Source organism: Oscillatoria nigro-viridis PCC 7112, assembly GCF_000317475.1.
Taxonomy (GTDB): Bacteria; Cyanobacteriota; Cyanobacteriia; order Cyanobacteriales; family Microcoleaceae; genus Microcoleus; species Microcoleus nigroviridis.
The window spans coordinates 38,141-54,287 of record NC_019730.1 but is presented as its reverse complement, the minus strand read 5'-3'; the positions used below and the strand labels follow the sequence as shown (position 1 = coordinate 54,287).

General features: G+C 49.6%; 3 protein-coding genes. All 3 read right to left on the bottom strand.

Going from position 1 to position 16,147, the window contains the following annotated elements; translation table 11 throughout:
- Positions 1 to 28: 28 nt before the first annotated feature.
- A complete protein-coding gene (locus tag OSC7112_RS32340; RefSeq protein WP_015179650.1) occupies positions 29 to 11,878 on the bottom strand; it encodes a putative Ig domain-containing protein in 11,850 nt (3,949 codons plus the stop codon).
- Between the two features lie 111 nt (positions 11,879 to 11,989).
- Complete coding sequence (gene dnaB / locus OSC7112_RS32335) at positions 11,990 to 13,345, bottom strand: replicative DNA helicase (protein ID WP_015179649.1); 1,356 nt, start codon at positions 13,343 to 13,345, stop codon at positions 11,990 to 11,992.
- A gap of 116 nt (positions 13,346 to 13,461) precedes the next feature.
- Positions 13,462 to 15,081 carry a hypothetical protein gene (locus tag OSC7112_RS32330; RefSeq protein ID WP_015179648.1) on the bottom strand — a complete coding sequence of 540 codons (1,620 nt, stop codon included), beginning with the start codon at positions 15,079 to 15,081 and terminating at the stop codon, positions 13,462 to 13,464.
- Positions 15,082 to 16,147: the final 1,066 nt, after the last annotated feature.

Below are 16,147 nucleotides of genomic sequence, written 5' to 3'. Positions count from 1 at the left end.
CTTTACCTCATATTTTTGGGCAATTTTACTAGCTTTTCCATTTTAACCCTTTGGTGACATATTCGCCAAAGTGAGATGCACCCCTGTCAATTCTCTTCCCTAACGGGTCAATCTCAGTTAAAACATTCCCCCGAAAATCATAAACATAAGTAGTTTCCTTACCAAAAACATCCTTAACTTTCTGAATCGAATTATTTGGATCGTAAATCAATTCCACCGCAGAACCGTTGGCATCAATCATCTGCTTCAAACGCCCGGAATCATCGTACTCAGTCTTGACTCCACTCCGTCCCAACGGGTCGATAACCTCAGTTAAAAAGTGCGGTCTGTCCTCATCTTCGTACTTAAAAGTCGTAGTATTATTCTCCCTATCCTTAACAGCAACCAAATCTCCTTTAGCATCGTATTCGTACTTGACTTTCTTGCCATCCGGGTCAACAACACCGACAATCCTCCCAGCAACATCCCTCTCAAAAGTCACCGACTTCCCAGTCGAACTAGCAATCCCCGCATCGCTAAAAGTCAGCTTATTCCCATTCGCATCAGTAGCAGTCAGCAAATCCCCAGACTTAGCATCAATCTCGTAAACCAATCCCTCTTGGGTAGTCAACACATAAACCCCACCAAACGCCGGATTTTCAGGATTGAAGGGCTGCCCGTTAACCCCGTAATACTCGCCGTACTCATTCCGTATCAAATTCGCATCCTTAACCGTCAGAGTCACCGTCGAACCCTTTTGAGACTCAAACGCCGGCTTGTACATCGCAGCCCCCGGCCCAGCAGCCCCTAAATACTGATTCAAATGACTCGGAGTCGGCTTAAAAGTAAAGGTTTCCCGCTTACCTCCGGGTAGGGTGATGAATACCTTAGTCTTGCTATCAAATGCTACGGTATTGATGCCCAATTCTTCGTAAATCGGGTCAGCTTTTAACGAAGTCTTCAAATCAGTATCCCGGAACTCCATCCGCCAGCCGTAACCGAAATCATCGCTAGAATTCGCATTCAAAGAATCGTAAGTCCGAGTCACGTTAATCGGAATTCCCGCTACTGGAACCGTCAAATCAGTAAACGACAACCGGAAATTGCCCAACTTCAAATCACCCGAAACATTCACCGTTCTTTCAGTAGTCGAACCGTTACCGTTGGTATCGAAAGCAGTGAATTTGAGAACGTAAGCGCCGTTAGCCAAAACAGTCGGGTCAAAAGTCGCAACCGTTCCGTTGCTGACAGCAGTCGTTCCCCGATAAACCTCCTTAAATCCTCCGCCATCGCCCGGAATTTGCCCGCCACCGACTGGCGCTACTTCCAATGTATAGTATGCCAAACTGCTGTCAGAAATCGTGCCGGTGATATTGAAGGGCGCGGTGATTTCTGCATCATCTTCTAAACTGATGTTGATAACAGGCGCGTTGACATCGGTCGGGTCAATTGCTGCTACAGTTTGAGTGGCATTCCCCACATTTCCAGCCGCATCTTTAGCAGTGGCAATTGCGGTGATTGGATTTGAATTATTTAACTTGACAGTTGCCTTGCCTTGTGCATCTATGACAACCGGAGTGCCGTTAATTGTCAATCCCAAAGATTCGACTTTCACGTTATCTACGGCATTGACTGTAAACGTAACCGACTCGCCAACATTAGCTGCATTCTTGCTTGCAATTAAGTTTACTTTCGGTGCGACAGTATCGGCAACAACGCTTAAATTGTAGGCGACAGTAACAGTCTTGCCAAAGGTATCGGTGATGGCAATTTCGACTGGTTTAACCGTACCGACATCACTTGATTTAGGAACCCAACTAATGCGGCCTTCTTCATCAACAGTCATGCCCGAGGGAGACTGCAACAAAGAATAAGAAAGCAAATCGCCTTCAGCATCACTGGCTTTCAAATCGTAGCGGTAAGTAGCGCCCGTTGCTACAGATTGCTGCGCCGGTACGGCAGGAATAACGGGTGCCGAATTCGCCCTCGCAGTTAATGTAAACCCTTGGGCCGCCCCCAAGCCGCCGGCATCGAGGACGCCCACTACGATTTGATGGTTTCCAGCAGTCGGATTGTTCCAAGTCAGCAATCCAGTAGTCTGGTTTATCGCTACCCCCGTCGGGGCTTGCAGCAACTGATAAGTTAAACTGCCGCCGTCGGGGTCGGTCGCCCTTACTTGATAGCTGTACTGACTCCCCAAAGATGCTGCAAAAATCGGCGTCGAAACTACAGCCGGAGGCCGGTTGACGGTGGCAGTTCCTACCTGTATGGCAAACTTCTGATTTCCCGCGCCTCCTTGGGCGTCAGTAGCTACAACTTCTACTTCGTAAGTACCGACAGCATTGGCACCCGGAGTCCAAGAGATTAAACCGGTGCGGCCGTCAATCCTCATGCCTTCGGGTTTAGTTCCCAAACTGTAGCGCAGGGCATCGTTTTCCGGGTCGGTCGCAAATACTTGATATTTGTAAGTTTGGTTCGTCCCGGCAACCGTCACCGGAATCGAAGCAATAGCGGGCGGCGTGTTAATGCCCGTTACTTTTAAAGTAAATTCCTGACCTGTATAGGAACCGAGGGCGTCAGTCGCCCGCACCGCAACGGTATGTTCCCCAATTTGGTCGGGAGTGGGCTGCCAGCTAAGACCCCCAGTTTTCGCGTCGATTACCATACCTTTGGGCGCGCTGTCAAGGCTCCAGAAGGTCGGGTCGCCGTCGGGGTCGGTTGCAGTCAGTTGGTAGCGGTAAACTTTTTCTAAATTAGTGACCGCATCCGGTACCGAAGTAATGGCGGGCGGGCGGTTGGCAGTCGAATTCGAGACGCCCACAGTCCAAGATTGGGTGTCGGTGCCGCCTTGCCCATCGCTAACCGATACCGACACGGAGATGGTGCCGGTTTGCGCGGCATTCGGAGTCCAAGCAAGAGCACCCTCCGGGGTGAGGGTCATCCCTGCGGGGTGAGAAACCAAAGTAAAGGCGAGCGGATTGCCGTCGGGGTCGGTTGCAGCCAGTTGGTAGAAATAACCGCTGCCGGTGCGGGCAGTAGTGCGGGGAGTGGAAGTGATGTCGGGCGGGCGGTTGGGAATCGCCTCGATTACCTGCAACGGCACTTCCAGCTTGGATTCTGAGCCTTTGCCGTCGCTGGCAACAACCGTGAAAGCCCTCGCGCCCAACTGCGCGGATGTCGGCGTCCAAGTTACCAAGCCGGTAGTTGGGTTGATGGAGACGCCAGCAGGCGCGCCCGGCAAGAGCGCGTAAGTAATGGTATCGCCGTCGGCATCGTTTGTAATTGCCCGGTACTCGAACCGCTTGCCAACTTGGGGTTGCAAGTCCGACGGCGGTGTGGAAGCAAACAGCGGGGGATTGTTGGGCGGCACCAGTTCCACTTCAACGTACTGCAAAGCCTGACCGCCCTTGCCGTCATTCGCCCGCAGGACGACATTGAACTTCACCGCAGAGGGTGCCGCCTCTGGGCGACCGAAAGCAATCAAGCGATCGCGCGTCGCCCGCAGTTCTTTATAATATTCTTCTACCTGGGCTGCCGTCGGAGTCCAAACTACAGTGCCGTTTTTCGGGTCAACGCTCATCCCTGGGGGACTCAGCACCAAACTGTAAGTTAACTCATCCGCATCAGGGTCGGAAGCCAAAGCCCTGTAAACCAAGGGTTCTCCAGCTTTTAGCTTGTAGGGAGGCGCTACCGTCAAGAAAGTGGGGTCCGAGTTGGGCGGTTCTTCTGCTTTGTGGACGCCGAACAAATGGGTAAAAGTTTGTCCCGCAGCGGTGACGGTATCGGTAAAAACCGAGGTACTAGGGGCAGTCTGCACGTAACCGCTGGGCGCTACAGCCCGCACTTTGTAAGTACCGGCTACTAAGTTGTCAAAGGTAAACTGATAGTTGGTTTGGCCCAGACTCGACTCAGAATCGTCCTTTTTGGTCAACTGTTTCGGTTCGTCTGGGTCTAAGACTCCGTTGTTGTTAACATCCAGGTAGACCGGCACGTTTTCCATTAAAGGCTCTAGAGTGTAGCGGGGGTCAAAACCGCCGAAAACGCTGCTTAACTGGTCGATATCGCTCAAAATTACCGCTTCTGGGTCGAGTTTTTTGAGGGTATCCAGGGTCGAATATTTGCCGATTCCGAAGGCGGAAAGACCGATGCCAGCATTTTGCAAGTCAGTCCGCACGCTTGCTGCTACTGCCGGGTCTAAAGCGCCGTAGCCGTCGGACATGAAGATGACGTTCTTGTCTCCCGGCATCAAAGGAATAAGAAGGTCGATCGCCTGTACTGCTTTGGTAAAATCGTTGTGACCGTTAGGGGTGGTGTAAGTGGCGCTTGCCAGGATTTCCCGGATATCGGGGATGCTGTTGTTGTTTTTATCTGCCAGGGGCGTCGTATAGAACTGAACTCCCGGCGTTACGGGGTCCATATCTTGAATTTGGGCGGTAATTTGGTGTGGAATCAGCCCGATATTGACTCTATCGCCCAAACCTTGAGCTATTAATGTATCGATGAGAGTTAGGGTAGCGGCGACTTGCGCTTTGAGAACGTCATCTACTCCAGCCGGGCCATCAAACGGAGCAGCCGTGCTGCCAGAAACGTCAATTGCCAAGACGATCGCCGGATTGTTACCTTTAACTAATTTAGAATCGCGGAAACCGTTGCCGTTTAAATCGTCAAATACAGCTCCCTGAATTTTACCCAAAGCGCCGTAAGCATCCACGGTAAACTTTTGCAAGCCCTTGCCGCCGCGCGGGTCTGCCACCTCCACGGTAAAGTCAGCTTTGCTCCCGGCCGCAATATTTTCCGGGAACCACAGCAACTCTCCGCTATCGCCGTTAATCAATGCTCCCAGCGGGCCGTCCACCAAGCGGTATTTGAGTCGGTCGCCGTCCGGGTCAACCGCAGCTAACTGATAGCGGTAAATTTTATCGTCCAGTCCGAAGCGGACTACGGGGTCGCTGACGATAACCGGATTGCTGTTGGTCGGGTCGGGCCACACCCGAATGCTGTATTCTTGGATATCCTTGCCGCCTTGACCGTCTGACGCTTCCAACTTCACGGGATACAAACCGGACGAACCCCCCGCGTTGCTGCCCGTTTCCCCCGTTCCCGGAGTCACGACATCCGCAGCGGTTTTCTCGTAACGAAAAGCGCGGAATTGGTAATTGACCGGGGCGCTGGAAGTCCCGCCCTCTATTAGCAGAGCGTACTCTCCTGTAGCTGGCAGTTCCACTTCCAAATCGTTGCCAAGCCAATTATAAGTAACCGGCTTGTTGTCAGGACCGATTAGCTTCCAGTAATTTGAATAATTACCGACAATAGAATCGAAGAACAAGCGATCGCCTTTCGTACCCTCAAACTTGTAAAACTTGCTTTCAGTGCCGGATGCCAGCGTACCGCTCACCGGCACGTTAAACGGCATTTCACTAGCTCCTGACATTTCCAAAAGTTGGAACGAGTAGTTTTGGTCTGTTGCTTGCTGGCCTTCGATTACCAGTTTGTACAAACCGTTTCGAGTCAGAGTGACCGGTTCGGTATCCTGGAAGTTGGATGCAGTAAATACTGTTTTGCCGATCGGGTCGTATAAAGTTGCTCCGACATTACTTCCCGCCATGCCGTTGAAAGCCACTCGCAGGCCTTCCACGCCTTCAAAAGTATAAACTTTAGCTTCCGTTCCGTTGGTTCTTACCGATTCCACGATACCGGTTGCCAAGTAATTGACCCCCCTCAAGCTCTGGGGCAATTCGGCAATGCGGAACTGATAGCTGCCGCTCGACGAGGAAGAATAGCCGTAGGTTTGCACGGTATATTCCCCTGTTTGCTGGAGGGTCAGGATCTGCGAATTCGCGTTGGTATCTTGGTTGTCGAATACTCTGGTGCCGTCAGGGGCTATCAACCTTGCTCTGATTTGCCCGTTATTGTTGATGCTGCTGTTGTTGATGCTGTCAAAGAAGATTTGAGTGCCGGCATTGGCAGTAAACTTGTGGGTGATGGTGCCATCGGCTGCCAGCGTGCCGCTAATTGTAGAATTGAGTCCGGCGCTAGTTTGTGGTGTTGGCGTGTTATCAGTCGCGTTAAAACTGTAGCTGACGGGTGAAGAGTTGTTTCCGGTAATAGCTAGGGTGTACAAACCTGCTGTCGGCAGCGCCACCTTAAAGTCTGCTGAGTTCCAAGGCGGAGAAACTATTGCTTTGTTATCGGGTCCGTAGAGCACCCAATTTCCACCGTTGCTCCACGCAGCAGCGCTTAAATCGAAGTTTAATACTTGACCCTGACGGCCGGTAATTTTATACAAGTCAACTTCTCCTATTTCAGCAGTGCCGATATTGGGCGCGGTCAAATTTAGAGGAGAAGAGTCGGCTAAATCGCTCAATTTAAAACTGTAATTGCCCGTGTTATTGTTGGTGGCATCAACTACCAGGCGATAAGTTCCGCTGGCATTCAAAGTTGGCGGCTGCCAGTCAGCGCTCGTATTAACACTCGAATAGCCCGACGTGCCAACAACTGCGTTGCCAAAAGGATCGTAGAGTTGCGCCGACAAATTGCTGTTCCCAGTTTGACCGTCAAAAAACAGCTTTTGTCCGACCTTACCATCAAAAGTATAGGTATCTTTTTCGCCTGCTTTGTCGATGCTTTGACTGACAGTTTGACCGAGAGTTAAAGGCACTGTTGTTAACTCGGGCCTTACCACTTTAAACTCGTAATTGTTATTAGGTCTGTCCTGACCTGATAAAACTAACGAGTATTCGCCAGTAACGGACAAAGGTTGTTCGGGATCGTTCGTCAAGCCTCCAGAGGTCAGGCGCTTGCCGTATGGGTCGTAAAGGTAGTAGTAATTGTACGGATCTCCGGCAGTCATATCGAAGTAGAAAGAGCTGCCTGCTGCACCTTGAAATTTGTAGGTTTTAGCTTCGCGCTTGCTGGTGCCGAAGTTGCCAGAAATCGGAGCATCTAAAGTCAAAGTTTCGCCTTCTGCCAAATCGAGCAATCGGAAACTGTAAGTATTTCCCGCACTGTCAGCAGAACCATCTACAATTAGCTTGTAATTGCCTTCTTTGGTAAGGATTACAGGTTCTCGATCGTATGAGGCATATTGACCGTTATACCACTCGCCAAAAACCGTTACTCCATCCGGGTCTACCAATTTTACTGTCAGAAAAGTTGATGAATTTTCCAAGCTGTCAAACCACAGCTTTTGACCTATAGTTCCTCGAAAAGCATAGATATCCTGTTCCCCAGCTTCGCCAATCGTACCGCTAACTGTATCGCCCACAGTGTAAGGTGTCGTAACGATATCCGGCGTTACTATCCGCAGGTTGTAGTTGTTGTTGGTAGCGTTTTTGCCCGACAAAATTAGAGTGTATTCGCCCGAAAAAGGCAGCGCTGTTTTCTCATTGTCAGAACTCAAACCCGCGTAATCAAAAATCTGCTTTCCGTAGGGGTCGTAGAGAAAATAATTGTTAGCAGCATCGCCAACCGTAGAATCAAAATAAAGAGGCTGACCTTGAGTGCCGTTAAAGCGATAGGCAATCGCTTCCCGCTTGAAAGTGCCGAAGTTCCCCGCAATCGGAGTATCTAAAGAAGTAACAGTTGCCGCTGCCGAGTCGAGGAAGCGGAATTGGTAAGCACCCGTATAATCGTAGGAACCGTCTACTTTTAAGGTGTAAGTTCCAGCCTCAGTTAAAGTCAATAAATCTGAGGAATTTCTATCGTCGCCAAGATTGTGACCGTTCAACAGAAGTTTGCCTGTTGGCGAATACAAGTAAGCGGTAATGTTGCTGCTGGGGAACAAGCTATCCAACCACAACTGTTGACCGGGAGTTCCAGTAAAAGTGTAGGTATCTTGTTCTCCTGGTTCGCCAATCGCACCCATTATTGTATTTCCAATTGTGTGAGGTTGGGTGACGAGATCGGGCGTTACCATCCGCAAATTATAATTGTTATTAGTTTGACCCGTCCCGTTAAAAACAAGAGTGTACTCGCCAGAACTAGGCAGCTTTGTCGGTTCAACGCCGTAATCGTAGGAGTAAGGATAGGGAGGGTCATAAGACAAGTCCTGATAGAAAAAGCGCTGCCCGTCGGGACTGTAGACGGAGTAGTTAGACCCGCCTCCCTCAATGCGATCGAAATAGACATATTGACCCCCAGTACCCGTGAATTTATACACGACCGCATCGCGCTTGCTCGTGCCAAAATTGCCGGTAGTATTTGTATCTAAAAAGGTGGTTTGTGCGGCAGCAGCCAAATCGAGAAGGCGGAAGCTGTAGCTGCCGGTAGCGTCACCAGAACCATCTACTACAAAGCGGTAATTACCCGTTTCTTTAAGGGTAGTAAGAGCAGCGGGTTCGAGATCGCTTCCCAAATTTTGACTGTTCCAGATTATAGCGTTGGTGGGGCTGTACAAAGTGCCATTAATATTACCCGCAGCCAGGAGGCTGTCGAACCACAAACGCTGACCTTCCGTACCCGCAAAAGTATAAGTATTTTGCTGGCCGGCTTTGCTAATTTCCCCATTCACGGTATTGCCGATTGTCAAGGAAAATGCACCATCTGTTGGTGTGACGAGCCGCACGCCGTAATTGTTATTAGTTTGGTTGTCACCATCAAAAGCGAGCACGTACTCGCCGGAGCTTGGCAGTTTTTGTTCGTAATCAGAGACACCGTATTGATAGAAAAGCTGCTGGCCGTTGGGACTGTAGAGCCTGTAGTAGTTGTAAAAATCCCCATCAAGGCGATCGAAATAGAGGGTCTGGTTTTCTGAGCCTTGAAACTTGTACAAAACAGTTTCTCGCTTGCTCGTACCGAAATTGCCGGATACAGTTGTATTATCCAAGCTGGTTAAAGTTGTTGCGCCCGTATCCGTATTGTCGAGCAGTCGGAAGTTGGCTGTAGTTTGCGATGTATTATTTGATTGCAGCACCAAATAGTATTCGCCGTCAGCTTCTAAAGTCTGCAATTCAATATCGTTTGATAAATCTCCGGTATAAGCAACTTGCAGCCCGCTCGAATTCAACAACTTTGCCGTAACGTTGGTACCGCTAGTATTTAAACCGTCCAACCAAACTTTTTGACCGACTGTCCCCGTGAATTTGTATGCTTTCGTTTCCCGAGGATTTAAGGATACATTGATGGGGGCATTTAAGGCGAGCGTTGGCGATGCTTTGAGGTCAACCAATTGGAAGCTGTAATTGCCCGTGGTAGTGGCAGGGTAACCGTAAACTTCCAGCTTGTAGGGGCCTGTTTGCGTTAGTTGATAGGCGCCGCCGTCGCTCTGGCTGTCAAGATTGTTAAAGACAAAATCATTAGTGCTGTTTGGCTTTAAAAGTCTCACCCACCGCCCTGGAGCGTTGCTTTGACCGTCAAAATAAATTAGCGTCCCGGCCTTGGCTGTGAAGGAGTTTTCATCCACTTCACCCGGTGCTGACAGCGTACCGCCGTAGGGCATCCCCAACCCGCTGTTGGTTGTAGCTGGCGGTAGGGTACTGTTGGCTTGGATGTTGCTGTAGCTGACCGAATTTGCCGAAGGATTCCGCAGCGCCAGGATGTAAGTGCCGTCAGCGGGCAGGGTGGAGGTGAAGCCAGTGTTAAGGTTGGCCGAGCCGACCCTGTTGTTTTCGTAGTAGTAGCTTTCAGGGTTCAGCAGGTTTTGAGGAGCGTACAGCACCCACTCTGCACCGGAACTCGCGCTAGAGCCAGCGAACGTCAATTGCTGTCCTGCCGTGCCGTTTATTTTATACAGGACGGTTTCTTTTGCAGCCAGAGATCCGCTTAGCGGGGTTCCCAACGGCAGTAGCGGCGCTGCGTCAGAGAGAATGAAGCTGTAATCTCCAGTTTTACCGTAAAGGCCGTCAACTGTCACCTTGTAAGTGCCCGCTTCGGTGAGGGTGAAGGGCGGGCGGTCTGTACCCGTGTTGCCATTCAAAACCTCTTTACCGCTGGGACTGTAAATTTTAACGGTGATATCGCTGTTGCCGATGCGGGGGTCGAAGTACAGCGTTTGACCGACATTACCCGTAAAGGTGTAGGCATCTTGTTCTCCCAGCTTGCTGATGCTGCTGGTAACGGGGGCAGAAAGCGTCATCGGGGCGGGGGGTGAAGTCGTGGTAATTAGCTGAATTTGGTAGTTGACGGGCGTGCTGTTTTCTCCCCTCAGCATCAGGTAGTAAGTTCCGTCTCCCTCCAGGGGGTATTCAAAATCGGTGGAAAGATTTACGTTGTTAACAAGTACGCCATTGTTGGAGTTGTAGAGGCTCCAGGCGGCAGTGCCTGAGTTTTCTTGACTGTCGAAGTAAACGCGATCGCCTTTGGCTCCTGTAAATTGATAGAACTGTATCGCTCTCCCAGGATTTAGCGTGCCGGAGGTCGGGCTGGTGGCGTCTTTTTGCAAGACTGGCACGTTGCTGGCATCTACCAGGCGGAAGCTGTAAGGGTCAGTTGTTTGGTTGTCACCATCCACAGTCAGCGAGTAGGTCCCGTTCTCCGGCAAAATGACAGGACTCCGCCAATAAGAGTCTGACTCCATCGGCGAGTTGTTGATGACTTTGGTGCCGCTGGGGCTAACTAATGTGGCTCGGTTATTGGGCGTCTCCATCAGCGTATCGAGGAACACCCGCTGTCCTTTGGTGCCAGTAAAGGTGTAAACGTCCTGCTCGCCTTTTTCGCCGATGGAACTCGAAACAGGGACATTAAATGCCAGCGTCCCGGCTTGCACGTCGGGAGTAATTACTTTGAACGAGTAGTTGACCGGGGTGTTGTTGTTGTAGCCCCTGATTGCCAGCGTGTAAGTGCCGGAGTTCGGCAGTACCACTTCCATGTCGGTATTCTGGGAAGCGTCACCGCCGGGAACCACGTTATTCCCAGAATCGTAAAGAGTCCAGTTTGTATTTACAGTTCCCCCCGGCGTATCGAAAAAGAGGCGCTGGCTTTTCGAGCCTGTAAACTGATATAAATGCGTTTCCTGCCCTGGGTTGAGGGTGCCGCTGATGTCGGTATCCAAGTTCAGGAGTGCTGCCAGTCCCAAGTCGAGAACGCTAAAGCTGTAAGTACCCGTGTTTTCTTCAGTCCCGTCAATTTCTATGCGGTAAGTGCCGCTTTCTTTTAAAGTAATCGGATTTCCGTCATAGTTGTATTCGAGATTGTAAATCGGCAGAGCGGCACCGCTGGGACCGATCAGTTTTGCTGTGTGCGGCCAGTAGCCGTTCGGGATATCTTGCTTGTAGAACAGCCGATCGAAGTAAATGCGCTGTCCGACTTCTCCGGTAAAGGTGTAGTAATCTGTTTCGCCTTTTTCCTTGAGTTCCCCGTAAACGCTGTTGGGCTCCGCGTTGCTGCCGGGGACGATGGGTACTGTGATGTCGTCGGGCGTGACAATCTCGAACGAGTAATCGACGGTGCTGGTAAAGCTGGAGTTGCCCCTGATGGCGAGCACGTACTCGCCGTCCTTCGGCAAGTACAGTTCCATATCTGCTTCCGAGCCGCGATACTTGGCTTCTTTGCTGTCGGCCGAGTAGAGTATCCAGTTGAAGCCGCCGCTGTTGGTTTTGTTGTCGAAGAACAGCTTTTGACCTTTGCTGCCGGTGAAGCGGAATAAGTCGTCTTCCGAACCGGGGCTGAGAGTGCCTTTGATGGTTGTATCGAAGGGAACGGCGGGTACTAAGCCGAGGTCGATAACGCTGAAGCCGTAGCTGCCGGTGGCGTCGCCGTTGGTTGACGTTACGATGCGGTAATTGCCGGTTTCTGTCAGGTTGAGGATTTTGTTGCTGTCTAAGTTCGTTGATACAGTCTCGCCGCTGGGACTTTGGATGTCGAATTTCCAATTCCCAGCAGCACCGCTGTATTGCAGCGGGTCTATGTAAATGCGCTGTCCGGCCGTGCCGCTGCGGGTGATTATGGAGATTTCGGGACACAAAAATTTGTCGAGTCTCCAGCGCTATTTGGAGGTACAGCCGGAACAGCTTGTCAAGGCACTCGGGATTCTGAAGTAAGGCGACAGAGCTCAATATTTTCCTGTCCTTTAATATTACGGCAGTTTATAGATATTCCGAAACCGACAGCATTCAGCATCAAACAGCAACTTAACCGTTCCCGTTCCGCTATTGCGCCCTTTCAATCCAATAATTTCAGCGATTCCCCGATCGGGAGAATCAGGATTGTAATAATCGTCCCTGTAAACTCCAAGCACAACATCCGCATCCTGTTCAATCCCACCAGAGCCACGCAAATCCGATAAACTTGGACGTTTATTTGTGCGAGTCTCTACCCCCCGATTGAGCTGGGAAAGCAGCACAACTGGCGTGTCAACCTCGCGAGCCAAAATCTTCATCTGCCGCGTAATTTCGCTGATTTTATTGACAAAATTTTCATCCGCTGAATTCACCATCAATTGCAGGTAATCAACAATTACCAAACCCAAGGGGCCGCGCTCGCAAACAAACTCCCTAACTCTCGAACGAATCTCTAGGGGAGATGGTTCCAAACTTTCGTCTATCCAAAAATCAGCATCGCTAACTTTCCCCAAAGCCGAAGCTAGCACTTCGTACTTACCAGCTAGGTTAACTTGCCTGATATCTTTCACCGACACCCCACTCTCAAGTGCCATTAGCCGCGCTGCCAAGTCCCGACCCGGCATTTCCATCGAAAACATCAAAACCCGACCGTTCCTGGGGAGGGAAGCAATGTTGTACCCAAGCGCGCAAGCCAAAGCTGTTTTGCCGCTGCCGGGGCGACCTCCTATGACAATCAATTCGCCTCGGTAGAATCCCCCTCCCAATAGGTCGTCGAGGTCGTAAAACCCCGTGCTGATTCCAGGACAGTAGTTAGCAGTCTCCAAGCGCTGTTCCTCAATTTCATCTAGATATCGCCAAAGTTCGTGGCAGTATTCCGAAAGAGGCCGAATAGCTTTCTGTCGCTCTTCTTTGTACTTATTGAGGACAAAAATCTTTTGCTCGGCTTCATTTAGTATGGCATCCAATTCGGTGGAAGTTTCGTAGCCAAGCTGCACCAGGTCATTACCAATTTTGATGAGTTCGCGCCGGACAAACTTGTCCACGACTAGCAAGGCATATTGGTCGATGTTGACGGCTGAAACAGTTCGGTCTACCAGCATTACCAGTTTAGTTTGACCCCCTACTACTTCCAGCAGGTTGTGGTCGTCGAGGAAAGTGGTGACGTTCATCAAGTCTGTGGGCTGCTCTTTAGAGTGCAGCGCTAAAGCGGCCCGATAAATGTGTTGGTGGACTGTAATTGCTAACGCTTCGGGACGCAGAATATTTGCGACTCGGTTAATGGCGATTGGGTCGATCAAAATTCCGCCTAAAATTGCTTCCTCTGCATCAATATTAGTCGGCATAATTTTGTCAACAAAACTGACTCCCATATCTGGTACTCTCCTTTGAGATTGTTGTTACTTGAACTGTGTTGTTAGTTGCCTACAGAATTGGAAACTGTCTACAGGAATTGAATAATCAGTGTTTTCACAGCTAGGTCTCATAGCTAAGTAGTAGACAATTTGTTCAAAATTTGTTTGAGTTGCTGAGGAAATCGATGCATCCACTGCAAGTAAATTTGCTGCTGAATACCTAGCGCGGCAAAAGCTTCTTTGCCTAGTTGCTGGAACTGTTCGCATAACGTTCGATGAGTTTCTAATGGCATATAATGAGGGTCAACATAATCCTCAGTTATTCTTGTTGTCTGTGCAGAAGGAGAATTTTTTGGAGTTGGAGAAGAGCCTGTTGAAGCTGGAGACGAAACAACATTTGTTGGGTTCGAGTTTTGAAAACCGTTAGTTTTCTCCCACCAGCGACCGCGCAAACAATCAACGACCCACCCTGAAGGGTTGGATATTTGCTTTGTTTGGCTTCGGACTTGCAGCAAGTTTATGGCGGCTTGGATTTCGTTTAAGCTGTGCTGGAGGACACAAATTTTTAATTCAGAATTCATGCCTCCTGTGGCTCGCGTAACGGCTTCGACAATTTCAGTTGCATCGGGATTGGCAATTGCAACCGCTTCGATAATTTCAGTCGCATCAGGATTAGTAATTGGAACGGCTTTGACAATCTCAGTCACATCGGAATTGGCAATTGCAACCGCTTCGACAGTTTCAGTGGCATCGGGGTTGGCAATTGCAACCGCTTCGATAATCTCAGTCGCATCAGAATTAGTAATTAGAACGGCTTTGACAGTTTCACTCGCATCGGGGTTGGCAATTGCAATTGGTTCGACAGTTTCAGGAACTTGGGGAGTAACGGTCGAAGATATTTCAGGACTTAACGGAACAGCTTTATTGGTAGGTATTGGTGATTTGGCGGCAGAGATTGTTGGATTGTCGAGGCTGTTGAGTTCTGTCAGCAGTTTTTGCGGGGGTTTAGAGGTCAAACCTCTTTGTTCTGAAGTGCAAGGCATTGCCACATCGACTGCCTGACTGTTATCTGAATTAATTCTCAGACATTCAGCGGTTGGGGCGGAACATTTATTTTCACTAGGGGTTTTTAGTTCTTGTTCTGAATTTTTATTTAATTCAGTGCTTTTAGATTTGATCCCAGTTACAAGCTGTGGTTTTTTATCTGGTGATGTTAAATTTTCTTCCTCTTTAGAAAAATTAAAAAAAACAGCAGCAACATTTTCAGTGCTTTGCTGTTCTTTTTTATCCTCTGTAAAGAGTACGGCACCATCAGGGTTTGAACCCCCTGTTTGCTCAATTTTTGGCTGGTTCAGTCGATTTTTTGACGGATTGCTCAGTTTTTGGAATTTTGAATTGGTGTGAGTGAAGGGGCGAACGTCGCCCAGGTGCTGCACTGCTATGCGAAAAATGCCACGCCCGTAGTTTTTGAGAATTTTGACCAAGCCGAGTTTTTCGAGCTGTCTGAGGGCTGCCCGCCTGGTGTTAGGGCTATAGGGCTTGCCGTTTCGGACTCTTGTGGCTCGTTTTTCGCCCAAGGGGATGTCATAGATGTCGATTTCCTCTGGTTTGCCGCCGATGCAGGTTCTGTACAGGTAGAGGGCGAGTTTGACGGCGCTGGGGGTAGCGCCTTCTAGTATGTCGGCTAGGGCTTCATAAATTGCGGCGTGTCGGGCGAATGGCGGTTTGTGCCAGGTAGTTGTATCTGCAACCATTTTTTGTTCCGGGGTAAAAATGAGCGTAAATGTCCCTTCATGCGACTGTGACAGCCGCAAGGTTTGCCAGAGCGGTTGTTGTGAATTTGACCGCGGGCTATTGAGCGCGAATGCAGCGCTCGCTGCACTCAACAGGATTTCAGGTTGGCTTCAACAACCAGGTGTGGTAGTTGCGCCGGAACTCGATTCATAGCGCCGTCGCTTGAACTATCGGCAAACTTTAGCGAAGCGGTTTTAAGGTCTTGTACTTTTGCGATCGCTTTTTTGTAGCGATGCAGTTGTCCTAAATCCAGCAGTGTTGAGACTGACCGCCCTGCTAAAAGATGAGAAAGGGTGCGCGACTATTTTTTCAATCCTGCCAGACCAGCCGATACGGGATTTGGTGGCGAATCAGTCTAATAAGACTGATCAGAGTTGTTCTAAAGGCTGAAAACTTTACGTGGTAAGAGTTTCAAAAATGACTTGTCGCGGCATTCTAGAGGTTTTGTCGCGGCATTCTAGAGGTTTTGTCGCGGCATTCTAGAGGTTTTGTTCTAACGGTCAAACTTATATTGGGTATGGATTTGAGAGCTATTTTCAATACCTATTTTTTTTAGAACAAGTTTCAGAACAGCCCGAGCATTCTTTGCTGAAAAAAAAACCAGCCGGGAAAGGTGGGTTTGTAGGGTCGCTTTGGTGAGAGTTATGTCCTGGACACACGGGTGGTCATCACCTAGCCCTGTCTGGCGTGTTAAATCTGAACCGGAGAAAAAGGATAAAACCGCTATTTCACGTTCGGGTTTTTGAGACTTCGATCAAAAAAAATTGTTTTTCGGAACTTGGACTCACAATCAAAACGCTGAAACTTAGTAACCTCGTTCCTCACGCCAGACAGGGCTAGTGGTCATCACCTGAGTTTGATGGACGAGAATACAGAGGCTACAGCCCTTGAACCGGGGAAAAAACTAAGGTGATGGCGATGTTAGTCAAGCTCTGCTTGCTGTCGCTGTTTGAGCGTAGAATCCCCGTCTCTTGACTAGCGGGGAGTATGTCAAATTAGGACTAAGGCTAAGCATCATCAGGATAG